This is a genomic window from Gelidibacter salicanalis, from assembly GCF_007997285.1.
In the GTDB taxonomy this organism is placed as follows: Bacteria; Bacteroidota; Bacteroidia; order Flavobacteriales; family Flavobacteriaceae; genus Gelidibacter; species Gelidibacter salicanalis.
In genome coordinates this window covers 304,316-328,859 of record NZ_VORX01000004.1, presented here as the reverse complement: position 1 = coordinate 328,859, position 24,544 = coordinate 304,316, and the positions used below count along the sequence as shown (strand labels likewise).

Genomic DNA, 24,544 nt, shown 5'->3' with positions numbered 1-24,544 from the left:
TATCCGTTAGATAACTGATAGCAGTTCATATAAACATACTATTTTACTAAAGTTTTCACCCTATAGATGCCACGGTCCATTGAATAAACACTTTCTTTTTTGTATCCTATTGCTCATTTGCACATCCATGTTTGGTCAGAATGACATTAACATCGATGCGAAATTTGACATGGATAACAGAACCGCGAAAGTGATGCAAAGCATTCGCTATAAAAACACTTCAAAAGACACGCTCAAAACAATCTACCTCAACGATTGGAACAATAGTTTTTCTACCAAGCGCACACCTTTAGCTGATCGGTTTACTGAAGAGTTCAGCACCAAGTTTCATTTTGCTAAAAGCGATATGCGTGGGTTTACAAGTATTACGGCCATTAAAACTGATACTGATGAGCCGTTAGAATTTAATCGGTTAAAAGCACATCCAGATGTGGTTGAAGTACATTTGGCAGCAGCTCTCTTACCAGAGCAGTCTTATGAAATTCAGTTGTTTTACATACTCCAATTTCCTGTGGATACTTTTACAGATTATGGCGTTACGGACACTAATGAATTCAATTTAAAATACTGGTACCTTACCCCAGCCGTTTATGATGGCGCTTGGCAGTATTACAGTAATAAAAATCTAGACGATTTATACATCCCAAAGGCGGACCTTCATTTAAAGTTAGAATTTCCTAAAAATTACGGACTGTTTTCAGAGCTCGACATTCAAAATATTACTCAAAATGACAACACTCAAACCTTTTATCTTTTTGGGAAAGATCGGGTAGACAGTAAGTTATACCTTAATAAATTTCCCAACTTCAATGTCGTGCAAACGGACCATTTTACCGTCATCACCAATCTTGAAAGTGGCGGGATTTTACCCATGGATCGGGCCATCATCACCGATAAAGTCACTCAATTCATCCATCAAAACTTAGGCTCTTATCCTCATAAATCCCTTTTGGTGACTGATATAGAATACCGAAAGGATCCGCTTTATGGCATCAATCAGTTGCCAAAATTTATCAACCCGTTTCCCGGAAATTTGCAGTATGAACTGAAACTGCTCAAGACCACCTTAAAAAATTATCTGGAAAATACGCTACTGTTAAATCCCAGAACCGATTATTGGCTTAAAGACGGAATTCAAATGTATTATTTGATGAAATATGTTGAAGAACAATATCCAGACCTGAAATTATTGGGAACTTTGGCCAATGTTTGGGGAGTTCGCTCATTTCATGCCGCTGATGTTGATTTTAACGAACAATACAATCTGTATTTCATGCAAATGGTTCGTACCAATAGAGATCAAGCTTTGACCACACCAAAAGATGCACTCTTGAAATTTAATGCCAATATTGCTAGTAAGTACAAAGCTGGTATTGGGTTAAAATATTTGGATGATTTTGTAAATGAAGATACCGTTGAAAACACCATTCAACAATATCTGCAGCAATTCAGCTTAAAGAGAACTACAACTACTGATTTTGAAGACTTGTTGAAACAAAACACAGACAAAGATGTGGATTGGTTTTTTAAAGACTATATCAACACCTCCAAAAAAATTGATTTTAAAATTAAAGATGTGATCAAGACTGAAGACTCGGTAACATTCACCATAAAGAATAAACGTGATACTGACGTTCCGGTTTCGCTCTTTACCATAAAAAATGATACCATCCAATCCAAACAATGGATTGAACACATCCATGGTTCTAAAACATTGACCATTCCTAGAACAGATGCTACAAAATTGGTCTTAAACTATGATAACACCATTCCGGAATACAATTTAAGGGACAATTGGAAATCTTTAGAAGGTTGGTTATTTAACAACAAACCTCTGCAATTGAGAGTGTTTCAGGACATTGAAGATCCTAATTACAATCAGGTGTTTTTTATGCCTTTGGTGGAATTCAACAATATTTACGATGGGATTACGTTAGGGGCTAAAATCTATAATAAGACGCTGCTGATGAAGAATTTCAGTTACCGCATCTCTCCCAAATATTCATTCAATTCCCAAACGATTACTGGTGGCGCTACCGTAGGGTACACGCAGCATTTGGAAGATAGAGACTTGTATAGGATTACTTATGGCATTGGCGGTAGTTATTCCTCCTTTGCAGAAGACGCTTTTGTATCCGTCATCAAACCAAGTGTTTCATTTTATTTTAGAGATCATTCCAATTACAGATCGAATAAAGGCAGTTATTTGAATTTTAGATTTTTGAACATTTCCAGAACTAATAACAACTCTTTATTGACCGTCAGCAATCCGGATTATAGTGTTTTTAACGTGAGATACGTGAATGCCCTTACCGGCTTAATTGATTACTCAAAGTTCTATTATGATTTTCAAGTGGCCCAAGATTTTGGAAAACTAGCGGTGAATTATGAATTTCGAAAACTGGCGGAAAATAACCGACAATTTAATTTCCGCTTTTTTGCCGGCACGTTCCTGTATAACAATACAGACGTCAATTCTGATTACTTCAGTTTTGCCTTAGACCGACCTACCGATTATTTATTTGATTACAATTATTTGGGACGCTCAGAAGCCTCAGGCATCTTTAGTCAACAAATTATTATTGCAGAAGGTGGTTTCAAATCGAAATTGGACACCCCATTTGCCAATCAGTGGATGACCACAGCCAACGTGAGCACCACATTATGGCGTTATATTGAAGCTTATGGTGATATTGGATTGGTGAAAAATAAGTCGGTTGACCCTATATTTGTTTACGATGCTGGCATCCGGCTCAATTTGGTCACCGATTATTTTGAACTGTATTTTCCATTGTATTCCAATTTAGGATGGGAAGTTGATGAACCCAACTACAGCCAGCGCATCCGCATCAAATTCACCTTGGATCCTGAAGCACTTTTAGGATTGTTCAGACGTAAATGGTATTGATAAAATTTGGGAATCTTTTTGCTGTTCTCGCACATTTAAACGGTCCGGTGTTTAATAAGTAGACTTTCATTAAGTTTATATTTCTAAAATTATGTAGTTTAGTCCCTTTGTGTTTTAAACTCTACGTAATGACGAAATCTATTTTCTTTAGCATTCTTTTTTCAGTACTTTTTATTAACATCCACGCCCAACAGAGCGCTCTATCCGTAGAAAAGGTGATGCAAGATCCTAAATGGATGGGCACCTTCCCTTCAAACATTAAATGGGATCAAAATAGCAGTGCTATTTATTTCAACTACAATAAAGATGCTGATCCGGCAGATTCATTATACTGCATTGGTTTAAAAAACACCAAGTCTATTGAAAAAGTGAGCTGGTCCAAAGAAAAAGACACTGAGTTTTCTAGAGGTACTTACAACGCTAAAAAGACTAAAAAGCTAAAGATTATAGGCAATACTTTAAGTATTTATGACCTAAAATCTGGAAAAGAAACTGAATTATTACAGTTGCCAGAAAACATCCGCAATGCCAATTTTTTAGCCAATGAAGATTGGATAGCTTTTGAGTTGGACAATAATGCGTATGTATATTCGCAGGACACAGGAGTTTTAAAGAAATTAACCCAAATTAAAACGGGTGAAGCACCTAAAAAGAAAGATCCAAAAACATCAGACAAATCGACGTTTTTAGAAAACGAAAACCTTAAACTTCTAAGCGTGGTAAAAGAGCGTGAAGATGAGAAGGAGATCTCTAAGAAAATCAGGGAGGTCCGCCAAGACAAAGATGCCTATACCTATTATGCAGGTGAACGTCAGATCATGAATTTACAAGTATCGCCAGACGCCAAATATGTTACCTTTAGCCTTTACGACCGGGGCAAGAGTGACAATACCATCGTTCCAAATTATATTGATGCTTCCAGTTATACTAAGGATTTAAACACCCGTTCTAAAGTTGGGGCTGACGACACTAAAGTAGAATTAGCCATCTACAATGTTGAAAAAGACACGGTATATACCGTCAATACTACAAATCTGCCAGGCATAACAGATTTACCAGATTACGTAACGGACTATCCAGATAAAGAATGGGAAGAAAAAGAACGCGAAGTCATCAGTTCCCCAGCCTATTTTTCTGATAATGGACAACATGCCATTGTTAACGTGCGCTCTAAAGATAACAAGGACCGTTGGATAGCAACATTAGATTTAAAGTCTGGAGCCTTAAGCAGTTTAGACCGACAACGTGATGAGGCGTGGATAGCTGGCCCGGGAATTGGTTGGAGCATGAGCGGCGGCACCATGGGTTGGTTACCGGATAACAAACATATTTATTTTCAGTCAGAGGCTACTGGATACTCACACCTCTATCTATTAGATGTTACCAATGGTACTAAAAAAGCTTTGACTTCTGGTAATTATGAGGTTTTCGAACCCTTTATGTCTAATGACAAGAAAAGTTGGTACCTCACCACCTCACAAGTAGGCCCTGGAGAACGCCATTTTTATAAAATGGCACTGATGGGTGGATCCATGGAACAACTGACCACAATGCCTGGGAACAATGACGTCAGTCTTTCTCCTGATGAAAAGCACATGGCCATATTACACTCCTACAGCAATCAACCTTGGGAACTTTATTACAAAAAAACCGCTGCTAAAGCAGAAGCCCTTCAATTGACTTCTGGTCAGTCTGAAGAATTTAAAACATATGCGTGGAGAGACCCACAACTCGTTACTTTTAAAGCCCAAGATGGTGCAGATGTTCCTGCCCGCCTCTATCTTCCGGAAGCTTCGGTAAAAAATAATGCTGCGGTCATATTTGTGCACGGCGCCGGATATTTGCAGAACGTCCATAAATGGTGGTCCTCATATTTTAGAGAATACATGTTCCATAATTTGCTAACGGATTTAGGGTATACTGTTATTGATATCGATTACCGTGGCAGTGCAGGTTACGGCAGAGATTGGCGTACCGGAATTTACAGACATATGGGTGGTAAAGACCTATCTGATCAAGTGGACGGCGCCAAATACTTGGTGGACACTCACGGCATCGATAAAGAAAACATCGGGATTTACGGCGGTAGTTACGGAGGTTTCATCACCTTAATGGCGCTTTTCACAGAAGCGGAAACTTTTAAATCAGGCGCTGCCTTAAGATCGGTTACAGATTGGGCACATTACAATCACGGGTATACTTCAAACATTTTAAATGAACCCATTAATGATCCTATCGCGTATGAGCGCTCCTCGCCTATTTACTTTGCGGAAGGCTTGGAAGGTAACTTACTGATTGCCCATGGTATGGTAGATGTGAATGTACATTTTCAAGATGTGGTCCGCTTATCACAACGCCTGATTGAATTAGGAAAAGATAATTGGGAGATGGCTGTTTATCCCGCAGAAGACCATGGTTTTGTAGAACCAAGTAGCTGGACGGATGAATACAAGCGCATTTTAAAGCTCTTTAACACCACCCTTCTTAATAAATAATTTATGTTAACGACTTAATTATCAGCTCTTGACCTACAGAGCTATAGCGCCTATTGAGCTGATTATTAATCATTAATTCACGCTTACTACAACTATTTCAATTGCAATCCTTGTCAGTTTTGACTATTTTTGCAATATCTAAAACGCACAGCATGCAGACAAGTCAAAAAACGATCAACGATATATCTTTCGAAGAATTTCAAACAGAAATTCTGAGTGACTATAAAATAGCCATGACCAGTAGAGAATGTAGTCTACTTGGCCGAAGAGAGGTTCTGACCGGAAAAGCGAAGTTTGGTATTTTTGGTGACGGGAAAGAAGTGCCACAGCTGGCTTGGGCTAAAGTGTTCCAAAACGGCGATTTCCGTTCGGGATATTACCGCGACCAAACGTTTATGATGGCTATTGGAGCGTTGAGTATCCAACAGTTTTTTGCTGGGTTATATGGCGATGCGGATATTGACCATGATCCTATGTCTGGAGGACGTCAAATGGGCGGTCATTTTGGCACGCATAGTTTGGATGAAAAAGGCGACTGGAAAAATTTATTAGAACAAAAAAATTCGAGTGCCGACATCTCTCCTACTGCGGGTCAAATGCCACGCTTATTAGGATTGGCACAGGCTTCAAAAATATACAGAAATGTAAGTGGCATCCACAGTCCTAAATTTTCTGACAAAGGAAATGAAGTGGCTTGGGGCACCATAGGGAATGCAAGTACCAGTGAAGGTTTGTTTTTTGAAACCATTAATGCTGCGGGCGTTTTACAGGTACCAATGGTTATCAGCATTTGGGATGACGAATACGGTATTTCAGTGCATGCCAAACATCAAACCACCAAAGAAAACATTTCAGAAATCCTTAAAGGTTTTCAAAGAGATAAAGATAATAAAGGCTACGAAATACTCAAGGTAAAAGGATGGGATTACGTGGAGTTGGTAGAAACCTATCAACGTGCGTCTAAAATTGCACGAGAAGAACATGTACCCGTGATTATTCATGTGGTAGAATTGACACAACCTCAAGGCCATTCTACTTCAGGGTCTCATGAACGTTACAAAAACAAGGAACGTTTAGACTGGGAATTAGAAAACGATTGCATCAGAAAAATGCGGGATTGGATTGTAACACACGGCATTTCTACAGAAGTTGAATTGGATGCTATTGATAAAAACATCAAAAAGCAAGTCAGAGAAGGTAAAAAAGCCGCATGGGAGGCGTATCAAAATCCTATTAAGGAAGAACAACAGGAAGCCATACAGTTGCTGACAAATTTAGCCAAATCTAGTGCTAATAAAGTATTTATTGAGCGGGCGATTACAGAACTTTCTAACGTGAATGAAGCCATCCGAAAAGATATTGCTTCAGCAGTTAGAAAATCCTTGCGTTACGTGATTTCTGAAGAATCGGCACAAAAAGATGCTACCCATCAATGGATTGATGCCTATATCGAACGAATTCAACCAAAATACAGTTCTCATTTATACAGCCAATCAAAAAAATCTGCTTTACAGATTAAGGAGGTGAAACCTACTTATGACGATACTGCAGAGGATGTAGATGGCCGATTAGTATTACGGGACAATTTTGATATTATCTTTAAAAAATATCCACAGGCTTTAATTTTTGGTGAAGATGCAGGAACTATTGGTGATGTGAATCAAGGTTTAGAAGGACTACAAGAAAAATATGGCGAACTGAGAGTAGCTGACGCTGGAATTCGCGAAGCGACCATCATGGGTCAAGGCATCGGGATGGCCATGCGTGGTTTACGACCTATTGCTGAAATACAATATTTAGATTATATACTTTACGCACTCCAAATTATGAGTGATGATTTAGCCACCTTACACTATAGAACCAAAGGCCGTCAAAAAGCTCCCGTGATTGTAAGAACGCGAGGTCATCGATTGGAAGGTATTTGGCATTCCGGGTCTCAATTAGGGGGTATCTTAAACTTAATTAGAGGGATTCATGTGTTAGTGCCACGCAACATGACTAAAGCAGCCGGTTTTTATAATACCTTATTAGAATGTGATGAACCTGCCGTGGTCATTGAATGTTTAAATGGCTACCGACTTAAAGAAAAATTACCAACTAATTTAGGAGAATTTAAAACACCTTTAGGCGTCATTGAAACTGTTAAGGAAGGTAAAGACATTACGCTCGTATCTTACGGATCTACATTGCGTATGGTGGAACAAGCGGCAAAGGAATTATTAGAAGTTGGTATTGATGCCGAAGTCATTGACGTACAATCCTTGTTGCCGCTAGATATCAATCACGATATTGCAAAAAGTGTTCAAAAAACCAACCGATTGATGGTTATTGATGAAGATGTCCCTGGCGGCGCTTCAGCCTATTTATTGAATGCTATTTTAAACACCCAAGACGCTTATCAATATTTAGACAGCCAACCAAAAACATTAACAGCTCGTGCGCACAGACCGGCTTATGGTACGGATGGCGATTACTTCTCAAAACCCTCTTTAGAAGATATTTTTGAAAGTGTTTACGCTGTGATGCACGAGGTGAGCCCTAAAGATTATCCAAAATTGAGATAAACTGTTGAAAACAAGAGGAATTTAATTTAAGAATTTTATCTTTATAAGAAATTACTCCTCTTGAAATCTTACTTCCATACTTGCTTCATCGCATGCGTTTTGTTTGGCTTACTAGGAACTGGGGCGATTTATGCTCAAAAAGAGTCAGCAAATTGGTATTTTGGAGATTCGGCAGGCTTAGATTTTAATAGTGGCAGTCCTATTCCGCTGAAAAATGGTCAATTGATCACTAGTGAAGGGTGTGCTACAATTTCAGATCCTCAAGGAAACTTATTGTTCTACACGGACGGCACCAATGTTTGGGATCGTCAACACCGTATTATGGTTAATGGTACCGGCCTTTTAGGTCACAGCTCGAGTACCATGTCTGCCTTAATTATTCCCAAACCAGGCGATTTAAATTCCTATTACATTTTTACTATAGATAAGCCCAGTTATTTTTTAACTCGAGGACAACCTATTGATGGCGTCAACTATTCTGAAGTTGATATGTCTCTTAACAACGGGTATGGGGACATTGTCAGCTCAAATAAAAACGTTCACCTGATCACCTATGATAGCAATGACCCTGTCGAAAAAGAATACAAATCTTCAGAAAAGATCACTGCGGTTACCCACAGTGATGGCAGCAGCATTTGGGTGATCACTCAATTTATAAATAAATTTTATGCTTTTAGGGTTAATACCGACGGTGTCAATAAAACACCAATTGTTTCAACCGTACCTCAAACAGTTTTTCCACGTATTGATGATGTCGGCGCAAATATCTCGGCAATTGGTTACATGAAGCTTTCACCTGACGGAAAAAAGTTGGCCATAGCGCATAGTTCACTCTCTTTGGGAAGTCCAAAGACAGGAACCAAACGCTCCGGCAGTGTATTACTTTACGATTTCAACAATACCACCGGCATGATATCTCACCAGCAAACCATTATACGGGACACCTATCCTTACGGCATTGAATTTTCTCCAGATTCAAAATTATTGTATATCACCGTTAGCAACTTTAGTACGGCAGATGTATTTAAGGATAGTAATCTCTATCAATACAATCTGGAAAGTTCAAATATTGTGGCATCTCAATACAATGTCAAAACATCATTAAATGTGGCGGGCGCATTACAGTTGGCAATCGACGGTAAGATATATCGTGCTGGTTATGAAGTGTTTCAAAAGGGAGGCAAAAAGTTATCCGTAATTAATGCTCCAAACGTTATTGGGGGAGGCGCAAACTACGCCCATAATAGCGTAGACCTGGGAAGCAATCGGACAGCAGAACTTGGACTTCCGCCGTTTGTGCAATCTATTTTTAAATATACGTTTGATTATGAATTTACCTGTTTTGGTGATAACACCACATTTATAATCACCTCTGAAGATCCTTATGATACTGTAGTCTGGGATTTTGGAGATGGACAAAAGTCAACTCTAGAAGACCCAAAGCATACGTATACCAACCCAGCCGTTTACACCGTTAGCTTGTCCTTAACCTTAAATGGCATTACAAATGATCCATTGATTAAGCAAATCACAATTTCTGAACCACCAAAAGTGATGCCTACGTCCTATGAGTTGATTCAATGTGATTCCTATGATTCTGATCCTGCTGATGGTAAAGCCACTTTTAATTTAGAACTCGCTAATGGACCATTGACCTTTAATACCACGGATAATATTAAGGTGTTTTATTATACCGACAAGGCTTCAGCCGAGGCTGACCTTAATAATTCAAAAGCCTTAAACCCTATTTACACTAATAAGACTCAAGGAGAACTGCTCCACGCCAAAGTTTTTAAAGCCAATACCGCATGTTACAGCATGGCTAAGGTTAAATTAACAACCACCCAGGCTATCGATTTGGAGTCGTTTCAATTAATGGGCTGTGCTATTGGCACCAACGGAGAAGGGATTTTCAATTTGGATATCGCCAGGCAAAATATTATTAAAGAACTCGCCTTGCCCAACAATGTCACCCTTACATTTCATGAAAATGAATCTGATGGGGCAATAGGAATACATCCCCTTCCTGATCAGTTCACATCAATGGCCACGTCACTTTATATAAGAGCTGAAAATGATAATATATGCTATGGTAATGGAGTTTTAAAACTGATGGTGCAGGTTTTTCCTACATTAGAAAATCAGATTATTGAAGTGTGTCAATCAGAATTTCCTATAATTGTAGAATCGGGCATTCCACTAGCACAAATTAAAAACTTCACCTATATGTGGAACACTGGACAGCAAAGTAATTTTATTGAAGTAAGTCAACCTGGGGTGTACCAACTCAGTATTTCTGACCCTACAATAGGTTGTGGAGAAACAATAAATTTTACCGTGGTTCAAAATGAGATAGCCACAATTGAAACTATTGATGTAACCGATTATACTGTTACTGTACATTTAAGTCAGCCAATTGAAGCATTTGAATTTGCCTTAACCACTCTACTCGGGCCTTACCAACCGAGCAATCAATTCGTAAATATTGCCCCTGGTAAGCACAGTGTATTTGTAAGGGATAAAAACCAGTGCACTACGGTCTCTAGAGAGTTTTATGTTATGGGCTTTCCAAAATACTTCACGCCTAACAATGATAGTCACCATCAATATTGGAATGTAAAAGGGTTAGAACCGACTACCAACACGCATAGCGACATTACTATTTTTAATCGATACGGGAAGTTGCTTTACAGTTTTGACCCTCTCAAATCTCGAGGTTGGGATGGAACTTATAATGGGCAATTGCTAATTCCGGACGATTACTGGTTTACTTTTCGATTGTCTGAGGGTGAATTTTATAGCGGACATTTCAGTTTAAAATTGTAGAAGGAATTTATGCACACTTCCTCATTCCTATATTTTCATATATTTGCCATCTAAATAAATTAATGTATTAAAATGAAAAATAACAACCTAAACGACTTAGCTTTTGCAATTTTAAGAGTCTCCTTTTCAGCAATGATGCTGACCCATGGCATTCCAAAGCTCACCATGCTTATGGCAAATTCATCCGGATTTCCTGATCCATTTGGGATAGGTAGTACGCCGTCTTTAGTGCTCGCTATTATTGGAGAAGTGATTGCCCCACTGCTCGTGCTTATTGGATTTAAAACACGACTTGCGGCCATCCCGGTTATTATTACTATGGCCACAGCCGCCTTTTTTATTCACATTAATGACGATTTTGGAACCAAAGAAAAAGCGATTCTTTATCTTTTAGCATTTATCATTATCGCAATGGTTGGACCAGGAAAATATTCAGTAGACGGTAAAAAATAAGGAAATGAAGGCGGTCTCAGTTGTTACCATTAAGAAAGAATTAAAGCACCGTTCAACAGAAGAGTTGTTGGAACTGTGTTTGCGTCTTTCTAAATTTAAAAAAGAAAACAAAGAGCTCCTCACTTATTTATTGTTTGAATCTCACGATGAAGAAGGCTATATTGAAACCGTAAAGGTAGAAATAGACGAACAGTTTGAAGCCATAAACACCAACAGTTATTTTTACATAAAAAAGAGTGTTCGGAAAATCCTGAGAAATATTAAAAAATACGCGCGCTATTCTCTTAAAAAAGAAACCGAAGTAGAACTCCTGCTCCATTTTTGTACAAAGCTCAAAGATTTTAAACCGTCCATGTCAAAAAACGCCACCTTATTGAACATTTATGACCGACAAATTGCATTAATCAAGAAAATAGTTAGCGGTTTGCACGAGGATCTACAATACGACTATCAGGTGCAATTGGAAGATTTAGAAGGGTAACAGGACCATTTTCCATACCATAAAAAAAGCGTCGCACAACTTATGTACGACGCTTTATATTTTTTATCATTGTTGTCCGATAAAGAATCAAGACCGCTGCGCTTTTAGAATAAAGAATTAAGACTTGTTTGCAACTAACTGACAAACAACGATCATTTAAATTAAAATCGCACATTCCCTCTCGGTAGAAACAGTTTCTAAAATGCAAGGTCTCATTTCGGAAATCTTATAATGTCCCTTGCTTTAAATGAGTTTGTTAATTTATTATTTATTATTATCGGACACTAATGATTTTTTATAAGACTCTATTATTAGGCTGTTTGGTCTTCATGTTTCCCTTCATACACCTCTTCTACAAGTTTGGCGTTAAATGCGGGTAAATCTTTCGGCGATCTACTGGTCACCAATCCTTCATCTACCACAACTTCTTCATCTACCCAATGGGCACCAGCATTCTTTAAATCCGTTTTAATGGAACCATAAGAGGTTATTTTTCGTCCTTTTAAAACATCAGCCTCTGCCAATAACCATGGTCCGTGGCAAATGGCACCTACTGGTTTTTTATTCTCAAAAAATGACTTTATAAATTGAACTGCCTTTGGGTTGGCGCGTAACTTATCCGGATTAATCACGCCTCCCGGCAACATTAATGCGTGATAGTCGCTTTGGCTTACTTCGTCCAAAGTTTTGTCAACTTTATAGTCTGAACCCCAATTTCCATCAGCCCAAGCTTTAATTGTACCTTTGTCTTCTGAAACAATATGGACTTCTGCTCCAGCTTTTTCCAGAGCTTTTTTAGGCTCTCTTAATTCACTTTCTTCAAATCCGTTGGTGGCTAATATGGCGACTTTTTTCTTATTTAAATTTTCCATGAGTGGTCTTTATTTTTAAATTAATAATTGATTAAGCATCAAATTAACCAAAATATAAAGGATACAGAAATTACACAGTCGGTTTAACCTAAGCTTAATAAAATTTGTTAAGACCTCTTAAAATACAGTACTGATGTCTTTACACAGATTATCTCATTATGTGTACGAGCAGTTCTTTGAGCAAATCGCCTTGAGGCACGGCATTGGCTCCAACCCCTTTGCTTTTAAGGTCAAATTCTCGTAAAGTAGCCACCACGGCACTCACTTTTCTCATAGGAAAATTTCGAGCAGCGGTGATATACTCATTTACAAAGTACGGATTGATTTTTAAGGCAGAGGCCACACTGCGTGGCGATTTATCGGTTAAGCCGTGAAAATGGAGCAACTGGGAGAAAAAATTAAAGAGCAAAGATACCGTGACCACCATGGGATTGTCCTTGGGATTTTCCGCAAAGTAGGTAATTATCTGATGGGCTTTTTTAACGTCATTATCGCCAATAGCTTTCCGCAGTTCGAAGTTGTTAAAATCTTTACTTATGCCAATATTTTCTTCGATATGTTCCGGAGAAATCTGAGTGCCTTTAGGAAGGATAATTTGGAGTTTTTCCAATTCATTATTGATTTTACTCAAATCAGTGCCTAAAAACTCCACTAACATTTGAGAAGCCTTGGGAGCGATTGTAAAATCTTTAGGCGCCAGAATTCTTCTGATCCATTCGCCTACCTGATTTTCGTAAAGTTTTTTACTCTCATACACCATCCCCATTTTATTCAGTGTCTTATAAAGGGATTTGCGTTTGTCAATGGTTTTGTATTTATAATTCATCACCAAAATGGTGGTCGGTTGCGGATTTTTAGCATAATCTACCAACTTTTCAATGCTTCTGGATAAATCTTGAGCTTCCTTTACAATAATTACTTGATATTCTGCCATCATTGGAAAGCGTTTGGCATTCCCCACAATATCATCAATAGTCACATCGCGTCCGTAAAGAACCATCTGATTAAAACCGCGTTCTTCTTCGGTGAGCACATGATCTTCTATAAAGTCTGAAATCTTATCAATATAATAAGGCTCCTCTCCCATCAAAAAATAAATAGGCTTTAACTTTCTGCTCTTAATGTCAGCCGCCAACTGTTTTACTTCGTCCAAAATCTGTAAAGTTTTCAAATATTAAAACACCACAAACCAATTTCTGCTTGTGAAGTTTGGTAATTGGGTATTGAAGATTAACTTTGGGATTGTCTAATTAAAAAGCCTTGCAACCACTCAATTTTCCAAAGTTTTCGTTCCGATTCAAAAATAGCGAAAATAAAGTATCTATTTTTGACACGGTTCGTAAAAAGTTTATCGTTTTACAGCCGGAAGAATGGGTCCGTCAGCACTGTGTACACTATTTGATCACGGAGAAACATTACCCGCATTCCTTAATAAATGTTGAAAAGGAATTGACCATCAATACATTAAAAAAACGCTATGATATTGTGGTTTTTGACCCCCAAGGCCAAGTGTTTTTAATTGTGGAATGTAAAGCGCCACAGATAAAAATTGATCAAAGCACGTTTGATCAGATTGCTCGGTACAATTTATCTTTAAAAGCTGAATACTTAATGGTGACCAATGGCTTGGATCATTATTATTGTCAGATGGATTTTGAAGCGGAAAGCTATGTATTTTTAAAGGACATTCCAGATTATAACTATATACAGCCCAAAAGTGGGCTTTGATAACACCACAAAAGTGATTAAAAATCAGATAGCAATTGTCATCCTAAATTGGAATGGTAAAGCCTTGCTGGAGCAATTTCTACCTTCAATCATGGCCCATTCTAGCTCCGCCACAGTGTATGTTGCAGATAATGCCTCTACTGATGATTCCGTGACATTTTTACAATCACATTACCCAACCGTCAAAATCATACAGAATAATGTAAACGGTGGCTATGCAAAAGGGTATAATCATGCGCTCCGCCAAGTAGATGAAGATATATTTTGTCTGTTAAATAGCGATATTGAAGTTACTGAAAACTGGCTTAATCCTGTTCAAGAACTTTTTGACACGCAACCAGAAACCGCCATAGTGCAGCCAAAAATTTTAGATTATAATAACAAAGCATACTTTGAATACGCTGGCGCTGCGGGCGGATTTATAGATAAATTTGGATATCCCTATTGTAGAGGACGCATTTTTGATACGATTGAAAAAGACCTAGGACAGTACAACGATACCACATCCATTTTTTGGGCTTCAGGTGCCTGCTTTTTTATTCGGAAATCGGTTTTTAAAGCACTAAATGGGTTTGACGAACCGTTTTTTGCACACATGGAAGAGATTGATTTGTGTTGGCGCGCCCATAATTCCGGATATCACACCGCATATGTGGGCACGTCTACGGTCTATCATGTAGGAGGCGCAACTTTAAGCAGTACAAACCCTAAAAAAACATATCTCAATTTTAGAAACAGTTTGTTTACGATTACGAAAAATGCACCTAAAAATTTATTTTTTTTGATTTTTACCCGATTGCTTTTGGACGGATTAGCAAGTGTAAAGTTTCTGCTGGAATTTAAGGTTTCGCATATTTTAGCGATCCTAAAAGCCCATGGACATTTTTATTTACGACTTCCGCAACTTTTAAAAGAAAGAAAACTTTTAAGGCGACAGAATGCCCACGTTTTCAATTCAAAATACTACGATATAAGCTCCATTGTTTGGCAGTATTACCTGCGAAAACGAAGGATATTTTAGGAATGCAAAAATTTGTTAATTTTTTTGTTAATTCTTCTTGTAAGTGCCGTTTTTTATATAATTTTGGTTCGTTGAATTACTAATTATTTAATCGCTACCATTATGAAAAAAATCATGTTATTAAGTGTGTTTTCATTGTTCATCTTGAGCTCCTGCGTTTCTAAAAAGGAATACGCTGCTCTGGAAGCAAAACAAAAAGAAACACAAGATTTATTAAACACCGCAACTGTTAAATTGAACAGCTGTTTATCTGACTACTCTGCCGCTAACGCTCGAGTTCAAGGTTTACAAGAGCAATTGGCTGATATGCGTAGAACCAATCAAGATCTTATTGACACCAAAGGCAACTTAACTACACTTACTCAAAAAGGTGCTGAAAACCTTGAAAAGTCTTTAGAAAGTCTTAAAGAAAAAGATTTAAAGATCACACGTTTACAAGATGCATTGACTAAAAAGGACAGTGTTACACTTGCAATCGTTACAAGTTTAAAGAAAGATGTTGGTCTTAGCGATCCGGATATTCAAATTAATGTTGAAAAAGGAGTTGTTTACATCTCTATTGCTGACAAATTATTATTCCAAAGTGGTAGCTACAACGTAACTTCTAGAGCTAAAGAAATCTTAAGTAAAGTTGCAACCGTAGTTAATGGAAAACCTGATTTTGAATGTATGGTTGAAGGTCACACAGATAGCGTTCCTTACAAAAAAGGCGGTATCTTACAAGACAACTGGGATTTAAGTGTTAAACGTGCAACTTCTATCGTAAGAGTATTAGAAGATTTAGGTGTTAACCCTAAACAACTAATTGCAGCTGGACGTAGTGAGTATGTACCATTAGTTTCTAATGATACTGCTGAAAACAGAGCTACAAACAGACGTACTCGTATTTTAGTACTTCCTAAAATTGACCAATTCTACGAAATGGTAGAAAAAGAAATGAAAAACATGATTGCTGCAGATGCACAGTCTAAAAAATAAGTCATTTTCTTAAACAATATTAAAAAAGCTCAGCGTGTAAACGTTGAGCTTTTTTTATGACTTACAGTGCCCTTATTTTCAAATGTACCGATTTAAAAAATCTCCAAACTTCCTTTACCTTCCCTGACGATTACTGGTTCATCTTCAGACAAATCGATAATGGTTGAGGCTTGATTATCGCCATAACCCCCATCAATTACCAAGTCGACCAAATTATCCCATTTTTCCAAGATCAATTCCGGATCTGTGGTGTATTCAATAATTTCGTCCTCATCACGAATAGAAGTTGATATAATGGGGCGACCTAACTGTCTTACAATTTCTAGTGCAATATTGTTATTGGGCACACGGATGCCCACAGTTTTCTTTTTCTTAAACGGATGCGGTAGTGTTTTGGCTCCTGGAAGAATAAAGGTATAAGGCCCTGGCAGGGCGCGTTTTAAAATTTTAAATGTGGTGGAGTCGATCTGCTTAACATAATCACTCAGATTACTTAAATCGCTACAGATAAATGAAAAATTGGCCTTATCCAATTTCACCCCCTTAATCTGCGCTACCCGCTCTAAAGCTTTTATATTATTGATATCGCAGCCCAATCCATAAACGGTATCAGTAGGATAAATGATAAGTCCGCCAGCTTTAAGCACTTTAATGACTTTCTTAATTTCCTTGGCGTTGGGGTTCTCTTCGTAAATTCTAATAAATTCAGCCATACTGTAAAGATTATGAGTTTATTTACAAAGTAATTAAATATTTTATTATGAAGGGTATAAATCTTGTTTTAGTGGGCGAGAGCGTCCCTTGAAGACCTTTTAAACCTATAAAAATGGGATGCTATCCCATATTCAGATGATGACGTTCTCAACTATCTCAGTCTTAGCGGAAGGAAACGGAAGACAACCTATTTCGCAAATCCATCAATCATAAAAACTATTTTACCGAAAAAGAGGCTGATTTTAATAACGTAATTAAGGATCAACTGCTTGAGGTCTTATAAGATCCTTAAATCTTTTGCGCTACCACGAAAACCCTAAATCTGGACATTTGTATAAATGAGTTGCTTTGATGCGCTTGCGAAAGTTATCCTAGCACATCCAATTTGGCAAATCGTAATAATAATTTTTTGACGCCACCGTGTTCAAAGTTTATTTCAGCTTTGGTATCGGTACCAACACCTTCTATTTTTAAAACTTCCCCTTTTCCAAAACGCATGTGTTCTACCACATTGCCTACGGTCAATTTGCCATCAAAAAGATTCACATCAGGACTTCCTGTCGATTTGCCTATAGGTTTTAACTTGGCTGGCGGAATAAATTTTGCGGGTTTTTCTTCAGATTTTCGCTTGGTCGGTTTTTTGAAACGGATTTGGTTGGGCTCAATATCTCCAAAAATATCTGCAGATAACATCGGATTGAATCGTCGGTCATCAATTGGTGTCAAGATCTCCAAGAAATTTTCGTCAATTTCCTCAATAAAACGGCTCGGTTCTGCATCAATTAATTTTCCCCAACGGTAGCGCGACATCGTATAGGTCAAATACGCCTGCTTTTCAGCTCTGGTTAACGCGACATAAAATAAACGGCGCTCCTCCTCCAATTCACTACGGGTGTTCATACTCATACCACTCGGGAAGAGATCTTCTTCCATCCCCACGATATAAACATAAGGAAACTCCAAACCTTTCGCCAAGTGAATGGTCATCAGCGCCACGTGATCGGCATCGCCTTTATTGGCATCCAAATCTGTTGCCAGTGCGACATCTTCCAAAAACTCCGGAAGAGATCCAGTGGCATCAGCCAATTCTTCCTGACCTTCCACAAAATCCTTAATCCCGTTGAGCAACTCCTCAATGTTTTCCATTTTGGCTATGCCTTCTGGCGTCCCGTCATTTTTGAATTCCTTGATCAGACCAGTCACCTTCGTTACGTGCTCGGCCAAATCAAAAGCATTGGCCGTTTGGTTCATCACCTGAAAACTTTCGATCATGGTGACAAAATTCTTTAATTTATTTTTTGTTCCCGAATTAATGTTGATATCTACTTTAACCACATGCTTCATCACCTCAAAAATGGAGCGGTTATAACCATTGGCGGCCACAACCAAGCGATCTATTGTCGTTTGACCAATACCACGACCCGGAAAGTTAATCACACGTTTCAGCGCTTCTTCATCGGCCGGATTAATAATCAAGCGTAAGTAGGATAGCACATCTTTAATCTCTTTTCGTTGATAGAAAGAAAGTCCTCCGTAAATTCTATAGGGAATGTTTCGTTTTCTCAAGGCGTCCTCCATAGCACGGGATTGTGCATTGGTACGGTAGAGAATCGCAAAATCACTATTATCGAGCTGGTGCTCCATTTTATTTTCAAAGATGGAACTTGCAACAAAACGGCCTTCATCCCCATCGGTCATTAATCGGTTGACTTTAATTTTAGGGCCGTCATCGTTTGCTGTCCACACCACTTTCTCAAGTTTAGTCTGGTTTTTATCGATGATGGAATTGGCTGCATTGACAATATTCTTGGTCGATCGGTAATTCTGTTCCAAACGGAACATCTTTACATCATCGTAATCCTTTTGAAAATTTAAAATATTATTGATATTGGCACCCCTAAAGGCATAAATACTTTGGGCATCATCTCCCACCACACAAATATTTTGGAATTTATCAGATAAAGCCCTTACAATTAAATACTGAGAATGGTTAGTATCCTGATACTCATCTACCAAGATGTAGCGGAACCGGTTCTGATATTTTGCCAATACATCCGGAAAACGAGTCAGTAACTCGTTAGTTTTTAAAAGCAAATCATCAAAATCCATAGCCCCCGCCTTAAAACAACGGTCTACATAATTCTTATAGATGTCGCCTAATCTCAGGCGTTTGGCCATGGTATCTGCCTCAATAAGTTCAGCATTCTGAAAATAGGCTTTTACGGTAATCAGACTGTTTTTGTAGGAGGAAATTCGAGAGCTGATCTGTTTGGTTTTATAAATATCCTTATCCAGTCCCATTTCCTTAATAATGGCCCCAATCAGACGTTGGGAATCCTGTGCATCATAAATGGTAAAATTGCTAGGATACCCTAATTTATCTGCTTCAATTCGCAGAATCTTAGCAAAGACAGAGTGAAATGTACCCATCCACAAATTCTTTGCTTCACTAGTGCCTACAATTTCTGAAATTCTGCCCTTCATTTCGCGAGCAGCTTTATTGGTAAACGTCAAAGAAAGGATGTTAAACGGGTCCACACCCTGACTCATTAAATAGGCAATCCTAAATGTCAACACACGGGTTTTACCAGAACCGGCTCCCGCAATCACAATCATAGGGCCTTCCTTCTGCAATGTTGGTGCTAGTTGCGCTTCGTTTAACTGACTTAAATACTTTTCCAAATCTCCTTCAATTTTAAGAGTGTGAAATTAACCAAAGCTTCTGTTTTTAGTAAGCATTTTGATGATTAATTATAAACAATTGCGATTGTTTTAACACTTTAAAATATTTTGAATACCTTTAAAATACTAACCCAATTGTAAATATCATGAAATACATTTCTCTTATAACTTGCCTCTTCGCTTCTATGATTTGTAATGCGCAAAATGAGCTTGAGGCTGATTTAAAAGCTGTAGAAGCCAGAGTCATTGAGTGGCGGCGCGATTTTCATGAACACCCAGAACTCAGCAATCAGGAGTTTAAAACAGCTGAAAAAATTGCAGCACATTTAAAATCCTTGGGCATGGAAGTCACCACAGGCGTGGCAAAAACCGGAGTGGTAGGACTTTTAAGAGGTAATTCTCCCGGAAAGGTCGTGGCTTTAAGAGCGGATATTGATGCACTGCCCGTCACTGAACGCAATGCATTGCCATTTAAATCGGATGTAGTGGCAGAATTTATGGGCGTCAAAACCGGAGTCATGCATGCCTGTGGCCACGATACACATACCGCCATTTTGATGGGCGTGGCGGAAGTAATGTCTAAGCATAAAGATAAAATTAACGGCACCATAAAGTTCATATTTCAACCGGCCGAAGAAGGACCACCTCCAGGGGAAGAGGGCGGTGCCAAATTGATGATTAAGGAAGGCGTGTTAGAAAACCCTAAAGTTGATGCTATTTTTGGGTTGCACATCAACTCCGCTACCCCTGTGGGCACCCTAAAATACAAATCTGGAGGCATTATGGCTGCGGTAGAGCGGTTTGTCATCACCGTAAAAGGCAAACAGACGCACGGCTCTCAACCTTGGTCTGGTGTAGATCCTATCTTAATTTCTGCAAAGATTATTGATGGCCTGCAAACCATTGTCAGCAGAGAATTAGACCTTACCGAGGAAGCGGCCGTCATAACCGTAGGGAAAATAACGAGTGGGGTTCGATTTAACATCATTCCTGAAAGTGCTGAACTCATTGGGACTGTACGCTCCTTAGATCCTAAAATGAAAACCAAGATCATTAAACGCATGACGGAAATGACTGAAACCATTGCTAAAGCTTACGGTGGCACAGCTACTATAAGCTTTGAAAACAACACCTCCATAACCTATAACGACCCTGATTTGACCGCTGCAATGCTCCCTACCCTCCAAAAGGTAGCTGGTACTGAAAAGGTTGTACTCACAAAAGCGGTAACGGGTGGTGAGGATTTTTCGTATTTTCAAGAAGTGGTTCCCGGACTCTATTTCTTTTTAGGTGGCATGACTCCAGGAAATACAGAGGCATTTCCGCACCACACCCCAGACTTCGTGATTGATGAAAGCGGCATGCTATTGGGCATCAAAACGCTGACCCAACTAGCCTTAGACTATTTAAATCAGAACTAAAATGCGCGGGTTGTAATTAAAAAAACTTATTTTTTCCCATCGCCAGTCAAGACACTGACCAGTCCTGAACGGACACTAAGCCATAAGAAATTAAAAACAGATTTGGTATGGTCGCGCTCAATACCTTCTTTTGCGCCTTCTCTGAAATTATCTGCAGAAGCCTCGCTGTCCTTTTTAATAAAAAGATTGGCGATTGCGGACAATACCTTGTTTTTATTTTTGCCTTCCTTGTCTAGGACAATAACTTTAAAAGCATCGTAGTTGACCCTCATGTCTACCCGAGATGTATTGACATCACCAGAAATTGTAGCGTAGGTTTTGAGCAGCTCGCCTTCAAATTTAACTTTTAAATTACGCTGCGAAAACGGATTTAAATCTGGTGCCGGAAGTTTGCCGATGTCTACTCTAAATACAAACGCGTCATTTAAATTATTGACATCAAATTCCCAATCAACTTTTAAGGGTGTTCTAGACATAAAAACGGCATCAATGGCTACCCTTGTTTTTTCTGGACTCGCATAAGTATTACTGATATTTTTAATATCAACATTCATCTTTGTAAAGGAAATTTCTCCAGCGGCCATGTTTGCATTTACCTTTTCAGCATATACAATACTGGCATTTTTTAACTGAACTTCACTTAAAGTTAAATCAAACTTAAGCTCCCTTAACATCTTACTATACAAATTTTTACGTGTAAAATCATCTGCAACTAATTTGTTTCTATAGATGTACATATCCGGACTCTCAAAAACTACTTTCGGACTTCTAAAGAAAAACACCGAATCCTTTTCATAACCAAATTCTTGACCCTCCAAACTCAACGACGGAATAGTCACATCAAAATGATCACGCTCCACACTGATCATTTGATTAAGTTTTGCTTTTGAATATTTAGTATACACCTGCAACTGATTAAAATTGGCACGATCTTGAGTTATCACAGCGGATGCCAATCTCAAATCTTCATACGGTCCCATTTTAAGATGTACATCATTAAAAGAGAGGTTATAATCACCATAAGCAAACGGGATGCGCTGTTTTACTGAGGTATTATTTGCTTTTATACCCATCACGTTTGCAGTCAGCTTTGTGGTGTGTAAGATGAGCGAGTCTGTATCTATATCGTTAATACGGAGTTCGCCATTTTGAATGTTAAAGCGCCCTATTTTTATTTCTTTCTTCAACTTCTCTAAAGCTGAATATTTATATTCCTTTTTAGGAATTGTACTATTATGATTGTAAAGCAATTTCGGGCTCCTTAATTGCACACTCTCTACACTAATATTATCCGAAGAATAATAGTTCCAATACCCAAACCCATCTACTAAAAGCGAATCCAACTCCAATTCAGAATTAATCTTCGAGCTGTGCGTGCCTCTGTTGACTAGTTTAGGTTTGACTATGATCACGGTGCCGCCCCACAGATTAACATCTAAGGATTCATAATCCAGAGAAATGGTCTCAGGAAGCTCATTATCCAGAAAATTTTCAAGCTTGGATGTGATCATGGCATTCGCCACAAAATAACCCACAACACCGATCACCAATAGCGTCAGTACCGTTATCAATGTAATTTTTACAGGTTTTGTCATGAGTTAAAGATATGATTTTAGCCGTATATGGTTTAAAATAAAATTAAAATAATCAGAAATACACAGAGCACTATTCCTTCAGGTTATAAAGGTCTGTTTTTTTAAAATACTTTACGAAATTTTAAAAAAAACATCTTATGTTTGATGAAATTTAAAAGTCCACTATGGAATTTGGAACGAAATTAATTGATGCATTACTTTACGCAATTCCTGCGTTGATTACAGGTTTAGTAGCTTATTACTTTTTTAAGGAGCACACCAAGAATGAAGATGGAAGAAGACGCTTTTTATTGCAAAAAGATATGCAGGTTAACGCCATGCCATTGCGCCTCCAAGCCTATGAACGTATGGCCATTTTCCTAGAGCGCATCACTCCCACAAAACTCATTGTTAGAGTCGTACCAACATCTTCTAATAAAGACAGTTACGAAAATTTACTTATAGCAAACATTGAACAGGAATTTGAGCATAATTTAGCACAACAAATTTACATTTCTGACGATTGTTGGAGCATTATTTCCGCTGCAAAAAACGCCACCATTCAATTAATTCGGAAAGCCAGTCTTTCAGAAAAAATTGATTCTGCTGACAAGCTGAGAGAGGTTATTTTAAATGAAATGATGGAGAAACGCGCCCCTAGCGATACGGCATTATCCTACATCAAACAAGAGGCAAGTCAGATGTGGTAACCTATGATCAGTTCCACTTCCAAGATTCTTGAAGCATACTTAAAATCAACATCACCACACCATATCCCCATCAGTGAGACATGAAATACTGACTTATTGCATCAGCGTAATTACTTTATTAGGATTAATGGATGAGAATGTAAAATCAAAATCTTACTACAAATCATTCCATCTACACTCTCAATCTCTATTCCGTTTTTTCGGGCTTTAACGGACTTGTTTCAGAATCTTTGTACTTGGCAAAATCAAAACCGCTCTGCCACCATAAATTCATTTTCTCTTTATTAAAAACCAATGAATTGGTAGTCAAAACCGTTGGCGTGTAGTAGAAATTAATAATCGCACCTTGGTTGTTGGCCACAAATTTTCCGATGCGAATGTTCTGAAATTCTATCCGATCCAGCATAAACGCAAACATGTTTGTCAATAATGAAAAGGCGTTTAAAGAAGGCATCCGGTTGACCTGGGTCACCTCCGTCTGTAATATGATTGCATCTACCACCGTGGCGCCGCGCTTAATAGCTTCTTCTATAGGCACCATAGATCCCAAACCACCGTCAGCATATTCGCAGCCATCTTTTTTTGCCAAGGACATGAACGGGGTGTAATTGCAGGAAATCCATACCCAGTCTATAAATTCGTGATAATCAAAATCTTTAACCGACTTGTATTCCACCTGATTCAAAGATAAATTGGAAACGGTGACCACGATATCAGACTTCAAACTTTTCAAGACATTAAATCCCTCTTCCGTAACGTGCGAATAGATCAATTTCTTCAGGTTTTGGCTTTCTCCAAAGGTTTTGCTGCCACTGAACAAATTACGCAAAACATTAAAGTGATTGATGCTAATGGTTTCAATTCCTTTCTTTCTTTTGATGTTAAACGGACAGACATTAAAAATGGAATCCTGGGTCACATTGGTGTAAATCTCCTTGATCTCCTGCACTTTTTTTAGCGCCAAATGAGACACCAACAGACTACCGGTAGAGGTGCCGATATACAGATCATAATCGAGTTTTTTATGTTCAATAAGATATTGAGCTACACCACCCGCAAATGCCCCTTTACTCCCTCCACCCGAAATTACTAATGCCCTCATATATTATAAATTATG

Annotated in this window: 17 protein-coding genes; 11 read left to right on the top strand and 6 right to left on the bottom strand. The window is 38.3% G+C overall.

What is annotated here, in order from left to right; genetic code table 11:
• Positions 1 to 169 precede the first annotated feature (169 nt).
• The 6 genes from ES711_RS10700 to ES711_RS10675 all read left to right on the top strand — a co-directional run bounded on the left by ES711_RS10700 (position 170) and on the right by ES711_RS10675 (position 11,727).
• A complete protein-coding gene (locus ES711_RS10700; protein WP_246139177.1) occupies positions 170 to 2,908 on the top strand; it encodes a M1 family aminopeptidase in 2,739 nt (912 codons plus the stop codon).
• Between the two features lie 128 nt (positions 2,909 to 3,036).
• The gene (locus ES711_RS10695) at positions 3,037 to 5,403 is read left to right on the top strand and encodes a S9 family peptidase (RefSeq protein ID WP_146893285.1); all 2,367 of its coding nucleotides are present in this window, start codon (positions 3,037 to 3,039) and stop codon (positions 5,401 to 5,403) included.
• Positions 5,404 to 5,555: 152 nt separating this feature from the next.
• Positions 5,556 to 7,967: an alpha-ketoacid dehydrogenase subunit alpha/beta gene (locus ES711_RS10690; RefSeq protein ID WP_146893284.1), complete on the top strand. Its 2,412-nt coding sequence runs from the start codon at positions 5,556 to 5,558 to the stop codon at positions 7,965 to 7,967.
• A 99-nt stretch (positions 7,968 to 8,066) separates the two neighbouring features.
• The gene (locus ES711_RS10685; protein WP_146893283.1) at positions 8,067 to 10,793 is read left to right on the top strand and encodes a T9SS type B sorting domain-containing protein; all 2,727 of its coding nucleotides are present in this window, start codon (positions 8,067 to 8,069) and stop codon (positions 10,791 to 10,793) included.
• A 72-nt stretch (positions 10,794 to 10,865) separates the two neighbouring features.
• Positions 10,866 to 11,246 (top strand): DoxX family protein, encoded by a 381-nt coding sequence (locus tag ES711_RS10680; protein ID WP_146893282.1) that lies wholly within the window; start codon positions 10,866 to 10,868, stop codon positions 11,244 to 11,246.
• 4 nt (positions 11,247 to 11,250) lie between these two features.
• Positions 11,251 to 11,727 (top strand): hypothetical protein, encoded by a 477-nt coding sequence (locus ES711_RS10675; RefSeq protein ID WP_146893281.1) that lies wholly within the window; start codon positions 11,251 to 11,253, stop codon positions 11,725 to 11,727.
• A gap of 311 nt (positions 11,728 to 12,038) precedes the next feature.
• Here the strand turns inward: ES711_RS10675 and ES711_RS10670 are convergent, their stop codons facing one another.
• Positions 12,039 to 12,599, bottom strand: coding sequence for a type 1 glutamine amidotransferase domain-containing protein (locus ES711_RS10670; RefSeq protein WP_146893280.1), 561 nt, complete (start codon positions 12,597 to 12,599; stop codon positions 12,039 to 12,041).
• Between the two features lie 148 nt (positions 12,600 to 12,747).
• Positions 12,748 to 13,752 (bottom strand): DNA polymerase III subunit delta, encoded by a 1,005-nt coding sequence (gene holA, locus ES711_RS10665; RefSeq protein ID WP_146893362.1) that lies wholly within the window; start codon positions 13,750 to 13,752, stop codon positions 12,748 to 12,750.
• Between the two features lie 107 nt (positions 13,753 to 13,859).
• Here holA and ES711_RS10660 point away from each other — a divergent pair, with 107 nt between their 5' ends.
• The 3 genes from ES711_RS10660 (at position 13,860) to ES711_RS10650 (ending at position 16,326) form a co-directional block, all read left to right on the top strand.
• Entirely contained in the window at positions 13,860 to 14,327 is a 468-nt protein-coding gene (locus ES711_RS10660; protein WP_146893279.1) for a type I restriction enzyme HsdR N-terminal domain-containing protein, read from the top strand.
• Between the two features lie 13 nt (positions 14,328 to 14,340).
• Positions 14,341 to 15,348, top strand: a complete 1,008-nt coding sequence (locus ES711_RS10655) for a glycosyltransferase family 2 protein (RefSeq protein ID WP_146893278.1) — start codon at positions 14,341 to 14,343, stop codon at positions 15,346 to 15,348.
• A 102-nt stretch (positions 15,349 to 15,450) separates the two neighbouring features.
• The gene (locus ES711_RS10650; protein ID WP_146893277.1) at positions 15,451 to 16,326 is read left to right on the top strand and encodes an OmpA/MotB family protein; all 876 of its coding nucleotides are present in this window, start codon (positions 15,451 to 15,453) and stop codon (positions 16,324 to 16,326) included.
• 92 nt (positions 16,327 to 16,418) lie between these two features.
• On the opposite strand, the gene ES711_RS10645 is transcribed toward ES711_RS10650, so the two are convergent.
• Both ES711_RS10645 and ES711_RS10640 read right to left on the bottom strand, forming a co-directional pair.
• Positions 16,419 to 17,039 carry an L-threonylcarbamoyladenylate synthase gene (locus ES711_RS10645; protein ID WP_146893276.1) on the bottom strand — a complete coding sequence of 207 codons (621 nt, stop codon included), beginning with the start codon at positions 17,037 to 17,039 and terminating at the stop codon, positions 16,419 to 16,421.
• A gap of 367 nt (positions 17,040 to 17,406) precedes the next feature.
• Positions 17,407 to 19,722, bottom strand: a complete 2,316-nt coding sequence (locus tag ES711_RS10640; protein WP_146893275.1) for an ATP-dependent helicase — start codon at positions 19,720 to 19,722, stop codon at positions 17,407 to 17,409.
• 146 nt (positions 19,723 to 19,868) lie between these two features.
• On the opposite strand from ES711_RS10640, the gene ES711_RS10635 reads away from it, so the two are divergent.
• A complete protein-coding gene (locus ES711_RS10635; RefSeq protein ID WP_146893274.1) occupies positions 19,869 to 21,143 on the top strand; it encodes an amidohydrolase in 1,275 nt (424 codons plus the stop codon).
• Between the two features lie 26 nt (positions 21,144 to 21,169).
• Here the strand turns inward: ES711_RS10635 and ES711_RS10630 are convergent, their stop codons facing one another.
• Positions 21,170 to 22,738 (bottom strand): DUF748 domain-containing protein, encoded by a 1,569-nt coding sequence (locus ES711_RS10630; RefSeq protein WP_146893273.1) that lies wholly within the window; start codon positions 22,736 to 22,738, stop codon positions 21,170 to 21,172.
• A 164-nt stretch (positions 22,739 to 22,902) separates the two neighbouring features.
• Between ES711_RS10630 and ES711_RS10625 the strand changes: the two genes are divergently transcribed.
• Complete coding sequence (locus tag ES711_RS10625) at positions 22,903 to 23,427, top strand: DUF7935 family protein (RefSeq protein ID WP_146893272.1); 525 nt, start codon at positions 22,903 to 22,905, stop codon at positions 23,425 to 23,427.
• A gap of 187 nt (positions 23,428 to 23,614) precedes the next feature.
• Here ES711_RS10625 and ES711_RS10620 read toward each other — a convergent pair whose 3' ends face one another.
• Positions 23,615 to 24,529, bottom strand: coding sequence for a patatin-like phospholipase family protein (locus tag ES711_RS10620; protein ID WP_146893271.1), 915 nt, complete (start codon positions 24,527 to 24,529; stop codon positions 23,615 to 23,617).
• Positions 24,530 to 24,544 lie beyond the last annotated feature (15 nt).

Coding starts and splice junctions, on each gene's coding strand:
- ES711_RS10630 (WP_146893273.1), bottom strand. CDS start 22,738: ATGACAAAACCTGTAAAAATTACATTGATAACGGTACTGACGCTATTG.
- ES711_RS10690 (WP_146893284.1), top strand. CDS start 5,556: ATGCAGACAAGTCAAAAAACGATCAACGATATATCTTTCGAAGAATTT.
- ES711_RS10680 (WP_146893282.1), top strand. CDS start 10,866: ATGAAAAATAACAACCTAAACGACTTAGCTTTTGCAATTTTAAGAGTC.
- ES711_RS10625 (WP_146893272.1), top strand. CDS start 22,903: ATGGAATTTGGAACGAAATTAATTGATGCATTACTTTACGCAATTCCT.
- ES711_RS10675 (WP_146893281.1), top strand. CDS start 11,251: ATGAAGGCGGTCTCAGTTGTTACCATTAAGAAAGAATTAAAGCACCGT.
- ES711_RS10700 (WP_246139177.1), top strand. CDS start 170: ATGGATAACAGAACCGCGAAAGTGATGCAAAGCATTCGCTATAAAAAC.
- ES711_RS10645 (WP_146893276.1), bottom strand. CDS start 17,039: ATGGCTGAATTTATTAGAATTTACGAAGAGAACCCCAACGCCAAGGAA.
- ES711_RS10650 (WP_146893277.1), top strand. CDS start 15,451: ATGAAAAAAATCATGTTATTAAGTGTGTTTTCATTGTTCATCTTGAGC.
- ES711_RS10635 (WP_146893274.1), top strand. CDS start 19,869: ATGAAATACATTTCTCTTATAACTTGCCTCTTCGCTTCTATGATTTGT.
- ES711_RS10695 (WP_146893285.1), top strand. CDS start 3,037: ATGACGAAATCTATTTTCTTTAGCATTCTTTTTTCAGTACTTTTTATT.
- ES711_RS10670 (WP_146893280.1), bottom strand. CDS start 12,599: ATGGAAAATTTAAATAAGAAAAAAGTCGCCATATTAGCCACCAACGGA.
- ES711_RS10620 (WP_146893271.1), bottom strand. CDS start 24,529: ATGAGGGCATTAGTAATTTCGGGTGGAGGGAGTAAAGGGGCATTTGCG.